Origin of the sequence: Pseudarthrobacter sp. SL88, assembly GCF_026672455.1 — a bacterium.
In the GTDB taxonomy this organism is placed as follows: Bacteria; Actinomycetota; Actinomycetes; order Actinomycetales; family Micrococcaceae; genus Arthrobacter.
Window position 1 is genome coordinate 1,309,529 of sequence record NZ_JAPPRD010000001.1, and the last position, 18,205, is coordinate 1,327,733.

Consider the following 18,205-nt stretch of genomic DNA (forward strand, 5'->3'; position numbering starts at 1 on the left):
CAGTGGCAATCTTTACCGACCCCATCAGGGAGCACGCCGATTTCGGCCCGGGTGATGCCGAATGGCTTCACCTGCTGGTGGGGGACTGGCAGATGGTTGCGGACCTGGCCTTCGCCGACCTCGCACTGTGGTTCCCGCATCCGGAATACGGGTACGTGGCGCTGGCGCACGTCCGGCCGTCCACTACGCACACCGTGTTCCACGGGGACTTCGTCGGCGAAGGCATCCGCTCCGACCTTCGGCCCCTGGTGGACAAGGCCTGGAACAGCAGGGCCATCGAGCGCTCCAGCGAGACAAACTGGAGCAGTGACATGGCACTGCGGGTCGAGGCTGTCCCCATGGTACGGAATGGGCGGACCCTGGCCGTTGTCACTACGCACATGGACCTGTCCAGCTCACGGATGCCGTCCCGGCTTGAGCTGACGTACCGTCAGTGCGCCTATGACCTGTTGCGGATGGGAACGCTTGGCCTGTGGCCCGACTTCGCTTCGCCAACGGGGTCGCGCCGCGGCGCGCCGCGGGTGGGGGACGGATTGATCAGGCTCGACGCCGACGGCGTGGTGCAGTACGCCAGCCCCAACGGTGTTTCTGCCTTCCGCCGGCTTGGTGATGGTGAATCGCTGGAGGGCCGTTCCTTGGCGGAGGTAACTGCCAGCCTCCTCAAGGACCGTCGGATGGTCGATGAAACCTTGCCCCTGGTTGTTACCGGCCGGATGCCGTGGCGCAGTGAAATCGAGTCCCGCGGCGTTAGCTTGTCCCTGCGGGCGATTCCCCTTCGTGACGAACAGCAACGGTTCGGTGCCCTGGTGCTGTGCCGCGATGTGTCGGAGCTTAGGCGGCGGGAAATGGAGCTGGTGACCAAGGACGCCACCATCCGGGAAATCCACCACCGGGTGAAAAACAATCTTCAAACCGTGGCTGCCCTGCTGCGGATGCAGTCGCGCCGGATGGTGAGCGAGGAAGCCAAACAAGGCCTGGAGCAGGCGATGCGCCGGGTTGCTACGATCGCGCTGGTCCACGAGACCCTGTCCCAGGGCCTGACCCAGAGCGTCGATTTCGATGAGCTGATTGGTCGGCAGTTCAGGCTGTCCGCCGAGGTCGCCTCACCGTCCCAGCAGGTGAAGACGGAACGTTCGGGCACTTTCGGCGAGCTTCCCAGCGACCTGGCCACCCCCCTTGCACTGGTGATCAACGAACTGGTCACCAACGCTGTGGAACATGGCCTTGAAGGGCGGGCAGGGACGGTGTGGCTTATTGCCGACCGTGCGGAGGGCGAGGATGGCGACGACGAAGAGCTCACCGTGACCATCGCCGACAATGGCGTGGGATTACCGGATACTCCGCACGTCGAGGGTCTTGGCCTTCAGATCGTGCGGACCCTGGTGACCAGCGAGCTTGGCGGAACCATCCAGTGGCTGCCCCGCGAAGGCGGCGGCACAGCGGTCCGCATCCGCCTGAGCCTCTTGGGCCGGTAGCCGGACGGCGCCTGCTGTCCGGCGGCGTCCCTTGGCATTAAATGGAGAGAGCCCCGGCGGCAACCTGATCGGTTGCTGCCGGGACTCTTTCTATTTGGCGGATATCCTTCCGCTGTATGTCCGAGGGCCTGCCGCTTATGAAGCGCGGCGTGCCCGGGCTGCCCGGCGCTTAAGGGCGCGGCGCTCGTCTTCGCTCATGCCGCCCCAGACGCCGGCGTCCTGGCCGGACTCAAGTGCCCACTGAAGGCAGGTATCGACTACCGGGCACCGGCGGCAGACACTTTTGGCTTCCTCGATCTGCAGGAGGGCCGGCCCCGTGTTCCCGACGGGGAAGAAGAGTTCAGGATCCTTCTCGAGGCACGCTGCGCGGTTACGCCAATCCATGCTGATTAGTTGCTCCATTTCTGGGAATCGCCCTTTGTGAAATTATTCACTAGTAGCTACAAAGGAAAAGGGCCCGGCAGGGCCCCCTTGGTCATCTTCATCAAGCCTGTCATGTTAACGCTGTGTAAACAAGGGGTAATAACGCTTGATATCCCGGGAATGCTGAGCGATACATCACACTGCTGGCGCTGGCCCTCACCAGTCTCCGACTATGTCGGGTATGGTGCCAGTGTGTCAAGACCCCCTTCCATGCCTGCAGAGTCCCCGCCCCCTCCCGGGGGAACCCACCCCGGCCAGGACGGTGCCGTTGCATCAGGGAAGGTGCGGCCTCCCCGCGCCGCTGTCCTTATTGCCGTGGTGGTTGCGGCCGAGGCGACGGCCCTCCTGGCGGCAGCTGCATGGTACGCATTCGAGCTGGTATCGGGGAGCCCCGTCCTGTCGTTCTGGGGTGCGGTGTTTACCCTCGGGCTTTTGCTCGCCTTTTCGGCGTGGTTGTTCGCGGTGGGTCATTTCCTGTACCGCGGGTTCCGGTGGACCCGTGCGGCGGCCCTGGTGGCCCAACTGTTCGTTCTGACGATCGGTTTCCCCACCCTGACCAGCGGCCTGATCCTTGCTGGATTGGCGATGGTTGTCCCTGCGGTGGCAGCCCTTGTGCTCCTGTTCCACAGCAGCGTTATCGCCTATGCTTCCCGGGCCGGCGGAGTGCCGCCGGCCTTGTAGCCAGTTTTGCTGCCGCCGCTGCCGCCGGCCTCAGCCCCGGGCGGCGCCCAGGCAACCTGGAGGGCGGCGGACCCTCCTCCGGAAATCAGCACTGCCCTGCCCGGCGGAGCAGCGGGCTCCGCCTCGAAGCGGACGCCGAAGAGGTCCCCGTCCGCCATGGAGCGCGGCGCGAGCAGCATTCCGGCGCCGTGAGCCCTGGACGCCATAACAAGGGGGAGGCGTTGCAGCAGCAGGGGATTGTAGTTTGCTGTCAACATGACGGTGTGGCCCCGTGACTGGAGTTCCGCCAGTGCAGTCAGCGCATCGGGAGACAGGTGGTCAGCATCGTCGGCGATCAGGACCCGGCTCCCCGCCGGAGCCCGGGACGCGGCGTCCAGGCGCAGTGATGTCCAAAACCTGTCCGGCTCTGCGGCATCCGGCGGATGCACCCAGCAGGTTTCCGGGTTGAGGATCCGTAGCGCGCGGAGGCTGTTCGTTTTACCGCCGGCGGGGCGGCCCAGAATGGTGAAAACGCCGCCGGCGGGTACGTGCAGGCGGACCGGGGAGAGCTCGTCCCCACCCACGCCGATCAGAAGTCCGGGCGGGGTGGACCCGGCGGCGGCCACGGATGAGACCGGGTTCGTTGCAGACTCCTGAACGTCCGTCGCTGAGACGAGCGGGGGCAATGACTCAATCCGGAAGGGCAGGGTTCCCTGCTTGGCGTTCAGCTCCCTGCCCGTGTCCTGGTGCCACTGGTCCGCTATGGCGAGGTCATAGACCTGGCAGACCACGGGCTCGCTTCCTGCGAATGGTCCGAAGGCCACCGCCCGCCCTTTCACCTTTTCCGTGGAAGGCATCCTGGGCCAAGCGAGCCTGCTGTCCTCGTTGGAGGCTGCGGGGAAATACAGCCGGTTTTGCAGGGAGCCGCCAAAACGGGCGGTGGCCAGTTCCCGTTCCCCGGATATGGCGACCGATATCCCGGCGCGCTGACCGTCCCGGACCAGGTCCTGTACCACGTCCTCAGCCCACGCAAGCGGTCCGGACCTGAAGGCAGAAACCCAGGATCCCCACCCGGAGATGACCAGCACCAACGGAGTGGCCCAATCATCAGGGCGGTTGAGGCGGTGGCCAAGTTCGCGGGCCAGCCGCTCCAGTACACGGACCGCGCGGCGGAGTTCGTGGAGGCCGGCATGGGCCCCCGTCCTTTGATGGCCGGCGGCATGCTGGAGTCCGCCCGGGGCATCGAGGAAGTAGCAGTGTGACTCACGCGGGTGCGCCAGCAGGCGGCGTACTGCGAGGTCCAAGGCTTCAACGGCGCCGGAGGAGGCAGAGCCAACGAGCCCCAGGTGGCCGTGCCGGGCTGGTTCCCAGGTCAGGGGAAGGACGCATTGGGCATGGGGCAGGTCCATGGCGCCCAGCTCAACAGACCATTCCGGACGAGACCCGGATGCCTGCTGGCCGTTTGCCTGCACCGGTGTCACCACGGGTTCCCGGAGCTCATGCGGAAGGGGAGGCGCTACGGGGTGCCGGGGAGGTGACCCACCCCGTGCTGCCCAAAGCCTGCGGACCAATTCAACGTATGGCCGTGCGGCCTGCGCCGGGGTTGACGTTTGGCAGCGGGGTGCACCTCCTTCTCCCGCCCTCAGGAAATCAGAAGTGCGCTGAACGTGAAGGGCGTCGTTCCGGGTTTCCGCGACGGAAAGGTTCAGTGTTGCCGCCTGGAATTCCTGGGCAGGTTCCGTTCCACGTGCAAGGAACGCGCGCCCTGGGCAGCCCACTCCGATGCCTGCCGCAGCTTTGGTGCCGATAATGTCATGGGATTCCATGTCGGACTGTACCCGCAGGGCAATGCTCGACGTCACGTTGGCCCTGATATCGGCTGTCAGTGCTCCCTGCGGCCGCTGAGTGGCCATCACCAAATGGATGCCAAGGGAACGTCCGATGGCGGCAATGCGCATCAGCTCCCGCAGGACCTCCGGTGCGTCATCCACGAGCATTCTGAACTCATCGATGACGATGACGAGATGGGGGAGCGCGGGGCCTGCAACATCCGGCGTGGACCGGTAGGACGCCAGATCCGGCACGTTTGCCGCGGCGAGGGCCTCCTCACGGAGCCGGATCTCAGCCCGCAATGAGGCGAGCGTGCGGTCCAGCTCACTGGCGGACAAGTCAGTCAGCAGCCCAACACAGTGCACGAGGTCGGCTAACGGCCCGAGTCCGGAGCCGCCCTTGAAGTCAACGAAGAGGAAGTTCACCAGTTCGGGCGGGTGACTTAGTGCCAGCGCAACAACGAGGGTGCGCAGCAGCTCCGACTTCCCCGAACCGGTGGTACCCGCCACCAGAAGATGTGGCCCGTCGCCGTCAAGGTCCCAGGACCTGACGCCTCCGGCGCTGAGTCCCAGCGGAACTGCCAGCCCCGTGGCCTGTTCCGCCGTCTCCCACCGCGCAGCTGTGGCGGCCGCGGATAAGGGCATGACATCCTCCAGGGCGCACGTATCCGGGACGCAGTCTTCCCGCGCCCTGCCATCCGCTCCGGCTGCAAGGTTCCGGCAAAATGCGTCAAAGACCGTCGCAGGAGCCAAGTCGGGAACGAATCCCGTATCGCCTTCCGGGCAAAGTAAGGAGGATTCCGGCTCGGACAGTTCCACATCAGCGCTACTGGCTGGCTCTCCCGTGGTGATGAACCTGAGGACCTGCCATCCGAGCTGGATGGCAGTAGCGGCAAGGGCGTTGTCCGTTTCCCGGCAGTCTGACGGGCCGGCGATGATGAGGACTTCGTGCGGGTAGCCCCCGGAAGAATTCTCGGACAGATGCCGTCGGCATGACTCCCCGGTTGCTGTCAGGACGACGCGGGGAAGGAACCTTGCAGCGAGGGGAAGGACTTCCGGCCGGCCGTGGATGACCACCCTGGTCTCTGTACCCCGGGGATAACCGGCCAACTGCATGACCAGCGCCCTGATCATGGCGTCCAGCGCCGGGCGTGCTCCTTGAAATACTGTCTCCGGCCGGGACGGATTGAGGAGGATTGGCACCGCACCCGCGGACGGCAGGTCCCGGACTGCGCCGGCGGGCTGGACGCTGATATTCGCGGGCTGTGCGCCCAAGCCGAGTCGAAGCCAGATCCTGCCATCGCCGGCGCCTCTCCCGTGGGATCCAAGGCGCGGCGCACTCAAGGCGAGTGAGGCCAGGGACGGCCCGGCCCGTCGTCGTCGTTCCTTGTCCTCCTGGACAGCCGCAGCGACTGCGGCTGCGTTGTCCCGCCGCTGCCTTCGCCCCGTTAGCAGCGGAATCAGCACCGAGACGGCTGAGGCGCCGGCGAACGCCAGGAACATCCACATTCCCGTAAAGACAGCCAAACCGACCCCGATGACCAAGGGGAGCGTCGCGGTCAGTAAGAGGACTGCGCGATTTCCGTGATCGGTGCCGGCGGTAACGGGAATGGGGTCCGCTACCGAAGCGCCCGCGTCCGCCAGGTGCCCCGGCAGGCGGTCCGTGAAGATCAGGGACATGACCGACGTCCCGCACCGGATGACGGAGGCCGTGGACACGGCCGCATTCCGGACTCTCCGGCCATCCACCCACGTTCCATTGGAGCTGTCCAGGTCTTCGATGAAGATGCCTGTGTCCGTGACGGTCAGCTTCGCATGCTCCCGCGACATTTCGGCGTCAGCAATGGAGATCCGTGCGCCGCTCCTGCCAACTGTGTAGGTGCCCCGGACAAGGGCAACAACGGCGCCGGCTCCCGAGCCGCTGTGGACAGCCAGTGCCAGCCCAGCCTCCGCCTCGTCCGCAATCCGGGACAGCTGCTTCCTGAGCGGCGGCCTGGCATCGCCGGCATCGACGAGTACCGCGCCGGTGACAAGGGGAGCGGTGCCAACGTTGAGCGAGCCCAGGCGGATTCCCCGGACGGTAATCTCCCCCGTGCCGAACTGGCGGGCAAGATGGTGGTGGATTTCCGTCCCTGCGGTTCCGGCGGGAGCCTCAATGGTCAGCTCCAGTGGATCGTCGCCGGAACCAGGGCCGGCTGCTCTTACCAACGTGCAGTGGAGTGTCATGTGGTGGATTCCTTTGAACGTAGTTTCCAAGCTAAGAGACAGGCTCCGAACGGGCAGGCCCGAACATGGGCTATGTGGAAAACGTTCCGTGCCCTCTGGGACGCAGCTGGCTCATGGGCAATTCGCCGGGCCAGTGCCTGCGGCCGATTCGACTGGCGCTGCAGTCACTCGGGTAGGCTAGAGCAGCAGACAATGCTCAACATTGCGCTGCCCGCATTCGAACCAGGAGATTTTGTGACCGCTGACCTCGTCATCGTAGGGTCCGGCTTTTTTGGCCTGACAATCGCAGAACAGGCCGCCACTGAGCTCGGCTTGAAGGTCGTTGTCCTCGACCGTCGCCACCACATCGGCGGAAACGCCTACAGCGAAAAGGAAGAGCAGACAGGCATCGAGGTGCACCGCTATGGTGCCCACCTGTTCCACACTTCAAACGAACGCGTGTGGGAGTACGTCAACCGGTTCACCAGCTTTACCAACTACGTGCACAAGGTTTACGGGGTTCACAAGGGTGAGGTTTACTCCCTCCCCATCAACCTCGCCACCATCAACCAGTTCTTCCGGGCAAACCTCACTCCGGGCCAGGCCAAGGACCTGATCCAGGAGCAGGCCGGAGAACTTGCAGGCACCGACCCACAGAACCTCAACGACAAGGGAATCCAGCTGATCGGGCGCCCCCTGTACGAAGCCTTCATCAAGCACTACACGGGCAAGCAGTGGCAGACGGACCCGAAGGACCTTCCCGCCGGGATCATCTCGCGGCTCCCGGTTCGCTACAACTACGACAACCGGTACTTCAACGACAAGTACGAGGGCCTGCCCACCAACGGTTACACGGCCTGGATCGAAAAGATGGCGGAGCACCCGAACATCGAGGTCCGCCTGAACACGGACTTCTTTGATGAGTCGCACGAATACAGCAAGAACAAGGTCGTCGGCAATATTCCGGTCGTGTACACGGGGCCCGTTGACCGCTACTTCGATTACGCCGAGGGAGACCTGTCCTGGCGCACGATTGATTTCGAAGAGGAAGTGCTCGATGTCGGCGACTTCCAGGGTACGTCCGTGGTCAACTACAACGACGAAGACGTGGCCTACACCCGCGTTATCGAGCCCCGTCACTTCCACCCCGAGCGGGAGTACCAGACGGAAAAAACCGTCATCATGCGCGAGTTCTCGCGCTTTGCCGAGAAGGACGACGAGCCCTACTACCCGATCAACACTTCGGCAGACCGTGACCGGCTGCTCAAGTACCGCGATCTCGCGGCCGGCGAAAAGGACGTCCTGTTCGGTGGCCGCCTGGGCACCTACAAGTACCTTGACATGCACATGGCCATCGGTTCTGCCCTGACCATGTTCGACAACAAAATCCGTCCTCACTTCGAGGCGGGAGCCGACATCGAAAGCGGAGGAGTCGACGCATGAGCGTCCCCACCGATACCAAGAACCAGGACAAGGCCGAGGGCGGCGCCGTGGAATCCGGCCAGCAGTGGCAGACGCTGCAGCGCGTGATCCTCCCCAGCGCCAGCCAGATGGACACTGTTCCCCTCTACATGGACATGGGCACTGCCACAGGGATCCAGTTGCCTACAGCCGGCGACCGGGACGGGAAAACCCCCAAAGCCCGAACCATCAGCAGCCCCACCAAGGAAGCGCACGTGGAGGATTTCCTCTCACGGCACTCGACTTCCGTACGGTCGGGCGAACGGGTGTCCTTCGGCAGCTACTTCAATGCCTTTCCTGCCAGCTACTGGCGGCGCTGGACCACTGTGGACAAGGTCCGGCTGCAGGTCCGCACGCAGGGCGCTGGTTCTGTCATCGTGTACAAGTCGAACGCCCGCGGATCCCTGCAGCGCGTAGACACGCGCCGCGTTGAGGGTACTGCCGAGAACTTCTTCGAACTGTCGCTGGCACCTTTCGGTGACGGCGGTTGGTATTGGTTCGACCTGTTGGCAGGAACTGAGCCACTGGTGATGCTCGATGCGGAATGGCAGGGCCCCGCCGTTGAGAGCAGCCCCGGCTCCGTAACGCTCCAGATCACCACCCTGAACAAGACCGACTTCTGCCTCAACAACCTCCGGCTCCTGGCCGAAAGCAAAGAGGCCCTCGACCACGTACAGGAAATCCTGATTGTGGACCAGGGGACCCAGAAGCTCGCCGATGCGGACGGGTTTGACGACATCAAAAAGATGCTCAACGGCAAGTTGCGCATCATTAACCAGTCCAACCTCGGCGGGTCGGGCGGATTCGCCCGCGGCATGTTCGAAGCCGTCGAAAACGGCAGCGACTACGCACTGCTGATGGATGACGACGTCGTCGTGGAACCGGAAAGCATCATCCGGCTGCTGACCTTCGCTGATCGCTGCAAGACGCCCACGCTGGTGGGCGGACACATGTTCGACCTCTATAACCGGACCGTGCTGCACACCTTCGGAGAGGTGGTCAACCCCTACCGGTTCCAGCCGTCGCTGCCCAGCGACGAAATGATCCTGGGTCACGACTTCCAGTCCTCCAACCTTCGTCAGACTTCCTGGCTGCACCGCCGCTGCGACGTTGACTACAACGGGTGGTGGATGTGCCTGATTCCCACGGAGGTAATCCGGGAAATTGGACTCTCCCTTCCGTTGTTCATCAAATGGGACGACTCGGAGTATGGGCTGCGTGCGAAGGCCCACGGTTACTCCACGGTCTCTCTTCCGGGATCGGCCGTGTGGCACGTTTCCTGGATTGACAAGGACGACCTCGTCGGTTGGCAGGCGTACTTCCACGCCCGGAACCGTGTGGTGGCCGCGCTGCTTCACAGTCCTTACGAGTTCGGCGGGCGCGTGATTAAAGAATCGCAGTATGCCGATGTCAAACACCTTGTTTCCATGCAGTACGCCACGGCGCAGGGCCGCCAGTGGGCGCTCGAAGATGTCCTGAAGGGCCCCGAAGCCCTGCCTGACCTTCTGCCGGCCAAGCTGCCCCAGATCCGCGAAATGATGTCCGCGCACCCCGACGCCGTCTTCAAACCGAATCCTGAGGACTTCCCGGCGGCGAAGATGGACAAGCCGCCGCGCCGGGGACACGGGCCGGCCCAGCCGTCCAAGATTTCCCTGCTTCCCTGGGCAGCGAAAACCGTCGTCCGCCAGCTGGCGAGCCCGGTGAAGGAAACCAGCACCGAACGTCCGCAAACGACCATTGCCCACCAGGACAACCGGTGGTGGCGCATGGCGCAGTATGACAGTGCAGTAGTCTCGAACGCCGAGGGGACCGGTGCGTCCTGGTACAAGCGGGACCCCAAGCAACTGAGGAAGATGCTGGCAGAGAGTGCGCGACTGCACTCCGCGCTGCTCAAGGAATGGCCCGCGCTCAGCCGGAAGTACAAGGCAGCTGTAGCGGACCTGACGTCGATGGAGTCGTGGAGGAAGACGTTCGAGCAACATACGCAGAACGAAATCAAGTGAGTGCATCGTCACCGGCCGAACTGACAAGTCCAGGGCTTGGGGGTGGACTGCGGGACATCCGGCAGTCCGGATTCCTCCTCAAGCTGTTGGTCCGCAAGGAACTCAAGGTCCGCTACCGCGGGTCCGTTCTCGGACTCCTGTGGTCCTACGTAAAACCCGGCGTTCAGTTCGTCGTCTTCTATGTTGCCCTTGGTGTATTCCTGGGGCTGGAGCGCAGCGCCAGGAACCCTGAAGGTCTTCCGAACTATGCGGTCTACCTTTTCTCGGGGATCGTTCTGATCAACTTCTTCTCCGAGGCGCTGGGAAATGCGTCCCGTTCAATTGTGAACAACGGGAACCTGATCAAGAAGATTTACCTGCCACGTGAGCTTTTCCCGGTTGCCTCTGTGTGGGTCTCCGCGGTTCACTTTTTCCCGCAGCTGGTAGTCCTGGTGGCTGGGTGCCTGCTGGCAGGATGGCATCCGAGCGTGTTCCAGCTGCTGGCAGCTGTCGCAGGTTTCGTGATCGTGGGCCTGCTGGCCACCGGCCTTGGCCTGCTTTTCGGATCTGCCAATGTGTACTTCCGGGATTCGGAGAATCTCGTGGACATGCTCCTGATGGTTGCTACCTGGGCTTCGCCGGTGATGTATGCGTGGTCGATGGTGGAAGCAAAACTCGGTTCAACGTGGTTTGCCATTTACCAGGCGAACCCCATCACCATTGGTGTGGAACTGTTCCATTACGCGTTCTGGTTCCCCACGACAGATGGCACCACCGCTATGCCACCAAATCTCTTCACCCTGTGGACACCCCTGGGCCTGGTCATCGCCCTGGCCATTGTTATTTTGGGTCAGTTCACCTTCCGGCGGCTCGAGGGCCGCTTCGCTCAGGAGCTGTGAGTGGTCAACGCAATTGAAGTTTCAGACATCAGCAAGCAGTTCGTCCTCCGGCACACACGCTCCATCAAGGAAGCAGTTGTTTGGTTGGTCAAGGGCCGTAAAGGCGACCTGTCCGAGAAGTTCCATGCGCTGAAGAACGTCTCTGTCGATGTCAAAACGGGGGAAACCGTGGCGCTGCTGGGCCTTAATGGTTCCGGCAAATCGACATTGCTGAAGCACATCTCCGGAGTGATGCTGCCGGATTCGGGAACCGTGAGGACCAGGGGGCGGGTGGCGGGCCTCATTGAAGTGGGCGCCGGCTTCCACCCCGACCTGTCCGGCCGGGACAACGTCTTCCTCAATGGCGCCATCCTGGGAATGACCGAGCAGCAGGTCAAGGACCGATTCGACGATATTGTCGAATTTTCCGAGATCGGGCAGTTCATTGATACCGAGGTCAAGTTCTACTCGTCAGGAATGTATTTAAGGCTCGCATTTTCCGTTGCCGTCCATACTGATCCCGAGGTGTTCCTCATAGATGAGATTCTGGCCGTGGGCGACGAGCCTTTCCAGCGGAAGTGCATCGACAAGATCCAGGAACTCGCCCGCGACGGAAAGACGCTGGTCGTGGTGAGTCACGACCTGGATCTGGTCTCCCGCATTTGCGACCGGGGAATCCTCCTGGAGCACGGTAACGTGAAATTCGATGGACCAATCCACGAGGCAGTTTCGATTCTGCGCGCCTGACAGTTAGCGGCGCGAGGACGTTCGCTTCGGGGCGGATGATGGTCCCTTATCGTCAAAGTCTGTGGCACGGAGTGCCGCTCTGGCCGCTGTGCCACTGAATTTTCGGAGGATTCTTGTCCTGGTTTGATACAGTCCCACAGTTTGTCCTGGCAGCGGCTTTGCTGTTCATTCCGGGACTCGCCGTGGGTGCGGCAGCCAGGCTGAGGGGATTCCGTATCTTCGCCCTGGCGCCGGGAATCAGCGTGTCGGTAGTGGCCGTTGCTGCGATCGTGGCTCCGTTCGCGGGGATCCGGTGGTCACTGCTGCCAGTCCTTGCTATCACTGCCATTTTGGCCGGAATGGCTTTTGCGGCGTCGGCTGTGGTGGCGAAGAAGGGCGCGATGGTTCAGCCGCACGACGGCGGCAATCCGCGTTGGGTCCTGGGTTCCATCGTGTTGGCGGTTGCCATGGCAGCCTTTTTGGTTTCGCGCCGGCTTGTGGAAGCCATCGGACACCCGGAGTCATTTTCACAGACATTTGACAATGTCTTTCATCTCAACGCGATCCGGTACATCCTCGATACCGGCTCCGGCTCATCCCTGACGCTCAATGAGATGACCGGTGCGGCCTCGTACCCCGCGGCATGGCACGACCTTGTTTCGTTGCTGGCCAGCCTTGGCGGCGGCGGTATACCGGTCTCGGTCAATGTGATCAACATTGTCGTCGCCGCCGTTGTCTGGCCCCTTGGCTGCCTGTATCTCGCTCGCTCCGTCTGGGGCGACCGGCCCGCGGTGGTCCTGTCCGCCGGTGTCCTGTCTGCCGGTTTTGGCGCCTTTCCCATTTCATTGCTCGATTTTGGGGTGCTGTACCCGAATTTCCTTGCCGTTGCCCTCCTGCCCCTCGTGCTGGCTATCTCGCTTGAAGTACTCGGATTGTCCGCGGTGCCGGTCCATTCCAGGATCATCGGAGCACTCGTCCTCCTCGCAGTACTCCCGGGCGTCGCCCTCGCCCACCCCAGCGCCGCCATGGCCTGGATTGCCATGATGTCTCCGCCTGCGGTTTTCGTCTACGTGCGTTTTCTGGTGCGAACATTGACTTCCGCGCGCGGGCGGACCCGCTGGACAGCCACAGCGGCCCTGGTGGCGTTGGGCGTGATCGTCGTCGTCGTTGTACGCATTCTCTGGGACCTCGTCCGGCCACCGGCGGAGGCGGCCTTTTGGCCACCTGTTGAGAGTAGCGGCCAGGCCATCGGAGAAGTCATCGCCAGCTCCGCGATTGGCCGCCCCGTAGCATGGGCCATCATGGCACTGACCCTCGTTGGCATCTTCGTGGTGGTCAGGTCCGGCCGGCAGCTGTGGTGGTTGGGAACCTATGCTGTAGCGGCGTTCCTCTTTGTTGTGGTCAGTTCTTTCCCCGCCGACGACTTCCGGACCTACTGGACGGGGATCTGGTACAACGATCCTCCCCGGCTTGCCGCGCTCTTGCCGTTGGTTACGATTCCCCTTGCCACCCGTGGCGCCGTTTGCGCTTGGGAACTACTGCTTCGGGGAGCCACTCGCAGCGCGGGCATTGTGCAGCGGAAGACTGCAGCGGAACGGGACAAACCCTTCGAAAAGGGCGCCCGTGTAAAGCCGGCAACCTACATGGTGGTTGCTGGCCTGATTGCAGTTCTGGCGCTGGGTGTGCTCACACAGCGTGGAAGCGTGCGCCAGGCGCAGGACTCAATGGCCGGTTCATACAGGCTTTCTGCTGACTCACCCCTCATCTCGAGTGATGAGCTGGAGCTGATTGACCGCCTTTCGGAGGAAGTGCCGGAGGACGCCGTGATGGTGGGGAATCCCTGGAACGGCAGTTCCCTGGCTTATGCCTTGGCAGACCGAAAGCTCATCCAGCTGCACATCCTTAGCGCCGTTCCTGACGGGACGGGAGCGCTCCTTAACGGGCCTACCCCGTCCAAAGGCGATCCTGCAGTATGCCCTGCGGTCCAGAAACTGAACATCGATTACATACTGGACTTCGGCCACCGTGAAGTGCACGGCCGGGACAGCGGTTATAAGGGGCTGGACAGCCTCATTGCCGCGGGCATGGCCACTCTTGAAGATTCGGAAGGCGACGCAAAGCTATACAAGTTGCAGCTTTGCGGGAACTGAACGCAGGACCGGCCCGCCCGTCTCCACGTGCCGTGGCGTTGACGGAAACTGGTGCTTTATTCACGCCTTCTTCAGCAGGCGTAGCCCTGGGACCAGCAGGCCCAGGAAGAGAATCGCCTCGCTGAGGGCCATTGCCAGCGCGATGCCATCCACCCAGCCGCGGGTCGCCGCGAGAAACATGAGGGTAATGCCGATCACGGCCGAGATCAGCGTCCAGACAAGGATGAGACGCTGGCGGCCCTGTGGGAGCAGGAGGTTGCGGATGAACGGAGTGCTGGCGGAGATGAAAAGGAATGACAGGCCGTAGAGAGCGCATGTCGCTTGGCCTGCCTTGTTGACGGATCCAAGGATGATCTCCGTAGCCAGGGGTCCCAGGATAGCCAGGAAGGCAGCTCCCGCGAGACCCAGTGCAAGGTGGGACACGATGGCGGCGGCGTGGCGCTTCTTCGGGCTGGCTTCCTGCGGCTCCAAAGTCCAGCCTTGGAAAGTATTGCCCAAAGCCATCACAGAGAAGAGACCGAAGCGGTAGACCGTGTCCGCGGAACTGAATCCAGCCATAAGGGTGTTGGGCACAAAGGCCTGGCCTATTGGGACAGGAGTTGCTGCGTAGGTTGTGCCGGACAAGCTGATAGCGGCCGGTCCGAAGTGTTGGCGCAGGTAGCGCCAAGTTCCGCCCCAGGCAGTGAAGGTCTTACCCCGCTCCGGGACTACGATGCGGTGGAATAGGACCAGGCTTACGCCAACAGTCGCGAGCAGAATGACTCCGTACAGCCAAATATGAGTCGTCAGCAAGATCACGGGAACGGCAAGAATTGTGGCCGCAACCCGCGGAAGCGCGTCGAACGTTGCCAGAAGGGCGGGCTTTCCTGCGCCAATGCAATACCAGGCCGGCGATAGTCCAGTTACAGCTGTCGTCAGGGACATTGCTGCTCCATCCAGCCGATGGCCAGGGGCTGCCAACTGCCAGGCCAGAATAAAGACGAAGGGGAAAACCAGCGCAGAAAGGACCAGCCTGGTTCTCAGGCTTTGCCGGTAGACCTCGGCACGGTGCTGCGGAGAAGGGTTTTGGGCTATCTCGACGGGGCCGAGGGTATTCCAACTCCAAGCTATGACCGCACCGCCGAAGGCACCGATAGCCTGCCCGGACGCGACGGTGGACCAGCCGCCCTCCCCGGCGACGCGTGCCACGATGGGAACAAGAAGGAACGGGGTCAGTATCGACACCAGGGGTAACCCCGTAAAGCCGGCCAATCTTAACAACACAGCTTTCATGCTTTAAGTGCTTCCTTCTGTTGGTGGTGCCGGATGGCCGTGGCGGCTGCTTCGTCCGGTGGTCCAGAGCCGCATGGCTGTGCGCACCAGGGCCGTGTGCGGGGATGTTTGATCACCCCGAACCACATCGTGCCGGAGCACCGCCTCAAGCCTCATCGCCGGTGCTCCCGGAACAACACTGGGTTACCGTGGATCGCTGATCCCGCTGTGCCGCTTCCATGGGAGCACGACGCCGAGATAAATCTCAGCAGCCCGGATCGGAGCTACGTTCTTGCGTCGCACGCCGTCCCACAGGGCCCTGAACAGGCGCCACGCGCGTGGCCGTGCATACAGGTTCAGGGCATCCTGCAATTCCGGGTCCGTGGAGATGCCAGCCTGCATAGAGCGTGCCAGCAGAGTCCTCGCCATGAGCGTCCGCCATCCGAGGCCGGTCTTGTAGATGATGCTGCAGATACTCCGCAGCGAGGTGTTTCCTTCGTACCGCTTTACGAAGCGGAGAGTGTTCCGTATGGAAGTGAGCAGGCTTTGCCGCGATTCGCCCACCACGTTGCCGCCGTGCTGGATGTAATCCTGCAAGACCTCATCAAGGATGCTGATGCCCCCGGAGGCGAGGGCGCATAGCGCAAGCCAGTGGTCGTGATACTGGGATGGCGCTGCCAACGACGGGAAGGGGAGAGCCGTCTCAAGCACTTCGCGCCGGAACACGCACAGGGATCCGGTGACCTGGTTAGTGGCGATAAGGTCCGCAGCCCCGACATTTCTCCTATCGGTGAGAGTCCCTCTTGCGGGGTCCGGGTCAGTTGCGGAAATTTCCGGCGACACTACCCGTGCCTGCCCTGTAACCAGGGCGGCGCCGTCAAGGCGGGGGAGAAGCGCCGTCAGTTTTCCGGGATACCAGTAGTCATCCTGGTCGCTGAGGGCGACCCAGCGGGCCTCCTCCGGAACGGCTTTGAGGGCCCGCTCGAAGTTGTGGTGGAAGCCAAGCCGGCTGCTGTACCCGAGAACCTGGAAACGCTCGTCGCCGCCACAAATCTGCCGGACCATATCCGCAACCTGTTGGTAGTCGCCGTCCACCGAGATGAAACAGACGAAGTCCGTGTGGGTCTGTGCCTGGATTGACAGGAGTTGGCGCGCAAACATGGGCTGATCCGGCTTGTAGGCGGCCAACGCCACCGCGCCGAAGGTTCCGGCGTAAGTGCCCGCCCCGGATGGGTGGGGCGCAGGGGTCCCTTTCGATGTCATGGAGTTCCCGGCTTCCTGCCCAGGGCCACAAAAATGGCGCGAAGAAGCATGATCCTGGCCCGCAGGATCACCGCGACCGGGCGGCGGGATTTCGGGGTCGTATTCTCGTCGTGCAGTCGCCGGGCAACGGTGGGGGCTGCCACGTGGACCATGTTGCGGTTGAGGTTGGCGACGATGGCGATCCATTGATCGTGGGTTTCGGTCAGGAACTCCGGGAAGGGGAGAATTAATTTCTTGGCTGCCGCCCGGAATGCCATGGTGCACCCGTAGTAGGGACGAATGCCTATCCACGTGGTGACCAGGTTGGCCACCCACCTGCCGCTGTCCGATTCCTTGAGCTGAACCTTGTGATACCTGTTGGCCGGGCCGCCGAACACGGTGAAATTACTGGCGGCAAAATCCTTGGTCTGCAGGGCACTCACCAACGTCTCCACGCGTCCGGGGAGCCAGATGTCGTCCTGGTCCGACAGCATGATGTACTCACCCCTGCTGGAGGAGACTGCCTTTTCGAAGCTCGCAACGTAACCCTTGTTTTCCGCGCTTGGCAGGAGAACTATGCGCGGATCCTGAAGGCGACGGACGACGTCGAGCGTGGAGTCCTTTGACGCATCGTCCACGATGACGAGTTCGTCCTCCGGAGACAGCTGGGAAAGGATGGATTGAATCTGTTCTGCAACGTAGTCCTGGCCGTTATACGTTGCCATGCATACGGAGACCCGCACAGCGCCGTCCCCGTTCATGCGCTGATCTTCCGCTGGAACGAGGGATCGATCTTGCCGAGCCGTCCGAGCCAGCCATCCACGAAGCCGCGGGCAAACGCCCGGTACTGCCCCTTTCGATCGGCGCCGTACAGCATCCTGAAGACGTCACTTTCCACTTGGAAGCGGAGCCTGCGGATCAGCCAGATCGGAAATCTGGCGCCGTACTGCCGCCAGAGGTGGATGTTGTTCCGGGTCATGTAGTACACCCGGAAAGGGGCATGTGAGTGTACATGGCGCTTTCGGCCCAAGACGCTGACATGCCATCCGAAAAGCATCATTGGCTGTGCCTGGCCCAGGGCATGGGTCATGTTGCACCCCTTGCCCACAAGGGTGGCAAGGCCGTGGGACCTGACACGAAGGTTGTATTCAGAATCGACGCAGTCAATGAATAACCTGCCGTCGAGCATTCCGGCTGTTTTGAGTGTGGACACCGGTATGACGGCGCCGGACTGCAGGGGGTCGAAGGCTTCGGGAAACCGTGCCCTCCTGGCCAGCAGCGGAACGTTGAGGCCGTTGTGTGACTGGGCACTGACCAGGCCGACGTCGATGCCGTTGGCACTGGCCTCCGTGTAGGTGGCCAATGCGGCAGCGATGTAGCCATCATCAAGCGCGGAGTCCTGGTCAAGCGTGACGAGGAAATCCGGAGACCACGCCTTGAGCGCTTCATCGATGCCTGCGTTCAGTGCTGCCGCGATTCCCACGTTCTCGGGCATGCGCAGCACGGTGCATCCCAGCGCTTCCAGACCGTTCAGCACGCTGCTCGTTTGCTGGGGGTCGGAACCGTCGTCGACAACAACTGTATGAACGACTTGCTGGTTGAGTTTTTCGACCCTCTCGGGAAGGTCCTGGGGAGGGTGGAAGGCTGAAATAACAGCCACCACACGCGGGTCACTCTGGTGCGTCACGTCTTATAGTTCCTTCTCGCTTACCCAAATAGACCGTTCCAATGCGTCAGGGAACTGTCAGACAGCAGGCTTCAGTCTATCGCCGGGGCGGAGGGGCCTCCATTTGAACCCGGCCACTGGCGGGGGACAGGCGGCTGGAAGCCGCTCGCGCAGGCCGACGCGGTAGCATTGACCGGGGTGCTCATCTCCGGGCAAACAGATCCAACCCTGTGAATCTTCAAGAAAAGGACCTACCT

The 18,205-nt window shown here is 62.6% G+C and carries 13 protein-coding genes; 7 read left to right on the top strand and 6 right to left on the bottom strand.

Features of this window, described 5'->3' with window-relative positions; translation table 11 throughout:
- Positions 1–2 precede the first annotated feature (2 nt).
- Positions 3–1,475 (top strand): sensor histidine kinase, encoded by a 1,473-nt coding sequence (locus OVA06_RS06020; protein WP_261619191.1) that lies wholly within the window; start codon positions 3–5, stop codon positions 1,473–1,475.
- A 135-nt stretch (positions 1,476–1,610) separates the two neighbouring features.
- Here the strand turns inward: OVA06_RS06020 and OVA06_RS06025 are convergent, their stop codons facing one another.
- Positions 1,611–1,859 (bottom strand): WhiB family transcriptional regulator, encoded by a 249-nt coding sequence (locus OVA06_RS06025; RefSeq protein WP_015937605.1) that lies wholly within the window; start codon positions 1,857–1,859, stop codon positions 1,611–1,613.
- A 249-nt stretch (positions 1,860–2,108) separates the two neighbouring features.
- Here OVA06_RS06025 and OVA06_RS06030 point away from each other — a divergent pair, with 249 nt between their 5' ends.
- A complete protein-coding gene (locus tag OVA06_RS06030; protein ID WP_442793523.1) occupies positions 2,109–2,579 on the top strand; it encodes a hypothetical protein in 471 nt (156 codons plus the stop codon).
- Here OVA06_RS06030 and OVA06_RS06035 read toward each other — a convergent pair.
- On the bottom strand, positions 2,540–6,613 hold the full coding sequence (locus tag OVA06_RS06035; protein WP_268157003.1) for an FtsK/SpoIIIE domain-containing protein: 4,074 nt from the start codon (positions 6,611–6,613) through the stop codon (positions 2,540–2,542). The two genes, OVA06_RS06030 and OVA06_RS06035, sit on opposite strands and share 40 nt — an antisense overlap.
- Before the next feature lie 234 nt (positions 6,614–6,847).
- Here OVA06_RS06035 and glf point away from each other — a divergent pair, with 234 nt between their 5' ends.
- The 5 genes from glf (at position 6,848) to OVA06_RS06060 (ending at position 13,789) form a co-directional block, all read left to right on the top strand.
- Positions 6,848–8,035: a UDP-galactopyranose mutase gene (glf, locus tag OVA06_RS06040; RefSeq protein ID WP_268157005.1), complete on the top strand. Its 1,188-nt coding sequence runs from the start codon at positions 6,848–6,850 to the stop codon at positions 8,033–8,035.
- Positions 8,032–10,056, top strand: coding sequence for a glycosyltransferase (locus OVA06_RS06045; protein WP_056085014.1), 2,025 nt, complete (start codon positions 8,032–8,034; stop codon positions 10,054–10,056). Before glf ends, OVA06_RS06045 begins: the two co-directional genes overlap by 4 nt.
- On the top strand, positions 10,053–10,934 hold the full coding sequence (locus OVA06_RS06050) for an ABC transporter permease (RefSeq protein ID WP_056085018.1): 882 nt from the start codon (positions 10,053–10,055) through the stop codon (positions 10,932–10,934). Before OVA06_RS06045 ends, OVA06_RS06050 begins: the two co-directional genes overlap by 4 nt.
- The gene (locus OVA06_RS06055) at positions 10,935–11,660 is read left to right on the top strand and encodes an ABC transporter ATP-binding protein (protein ID WP_045729775.1); all 726 of its coding nucleotides are present in this window, start codon (positions 10,935–10,937) and stop codon (positions 11,658–11,660) included. It abuts the gene before it with no gap.
- A 113-nt stretch (positions 11,661–11,773) separates the two neighbouring features.
- Positions 11,774–13,789: a DUF6541 family protein gene (locus OVA06_RS06060; RefSeq protein WP_268157008.1), complete on the top strand. Its 2,016-nt coding sequence runs from the start codon at positions 11,774–11,776 to the stop codon at positions 13,787–13,789.
- A gap of 60 nt (positions 13,790–13,849) precedes the next feature.
- Here the strand turns inward: OVA06_RS06060 and OVA06_RS06065 are convergent, their stop codons facing one another.
- The 4 genes from OVA06_RS06065 to OVA06_RS06080 all read right to left on the bottom strand — a co-directional run bounded on the left by OVA06_RS06065 (position 13,850) and on the right by OVA06_RS06080 (position 17,969).
- Positions 13,850–15,061, bottom strand: a complete 1,212-nt coding sequence (locus OVA06_RS06065) for a lipopolysaccharide biosynthesis protein (RefSeq protein WP_056085023.1) — start codon at positions 15,059–15,061, stop codon at positions 13,850–13,852.
- 183 nt (positions 15,062–15,244) lie between these two features.
- Complete coding sequence (locus OVA06_RS06070) at positions 15,245–16,303, bottom strand: glycosyltransferase (RefSeq protein WP_268157011.1); 1,059 nt, start codon at positions 16,301–16,303, stop codon at positions 15,245–15,247.
- Complete coding sequence (locus tag OVA06_RS06075) at positions 16,300–17,007, bottom strand: glycosyltransferase (protein ID WP_442793524.1); 708 nt, start codon at positions 17,005–17,007, stop codon at positions 16,300–16,302. Before OVA06_RS06075 ends, OVA06_RS06070 begins: the two co-directional genes overlap by 4 nt.
- Positions 17,008–17,039: 32 nt before the next feature.
- Positions 17,040–17,969 carry a glycosyltransferase gene (locus OVA06_RS06080; protein ID WP_056085027.1) on the bottom strand — a complete coding sequence of 310 codons (930 nt, stop codon included), beginning with the start codon at positions 17,967–17,969 and terminating at the stop codon, positions 17,040–17,042.
- Positions 17,970–18,205: the final 236 nt, after the last annotated feature.

Excerpts from the sequence above, each read along its gene's own strand:
- OVA06_RS06025 (WP_015937605.1), bottom strand. The coding sequence starts at position 1,859 with ATGGATTGGCGTAACCGCGCAGCGTGCCTCGAGAAGGATCCTGAACTC.
- OVA06_RS06030 (WP_442793523.1), top strand. The coding sequence starts at position 2,109 with ATGCCTGCAGAGTCCCCGCCCCCTCCCGGGGGAACCCACCCCGGCCAG.
- OVA06_RS06035 (WP_268157003.1), bottom strand. The coding sequence starts at position 6,613 with ATGACACTCCACTGCACGTTGGTAAGAGCAGCCGGCCCTGGTTCCGGC.
- OVA06_RS06045 (WP_056085014.1), top strand. The coding sequence starts at position 8,032 with ATGAGCGTCCCCACCGATACCAAGAACCAGGACAAGGCCGAGGGCGGC.
- OVA06_RS06065 (WP_056085023.1), bottom strand. The coding sequence starts at position 15,061 with ATGAAAGCTGTGTTGTTAAGATTGGCCGGCTTTACGGGGTTACCCCTG.
- OVA06_RS06070 (WP_268157011.1), bottom strand. The coding sequence starts at position 16,303 with ATGACATCGAAAGGGACCCCTGCGCCCCACCCATCCGGGGCGGGCACT.
- OVA06_RS06075 (WP_442793524.1), bottom strand. The coding sequence starts at position 17,007 with ATGGCAACGTATAACGGCCAGGACTACGTTGCAGAACAGATTCAATCC.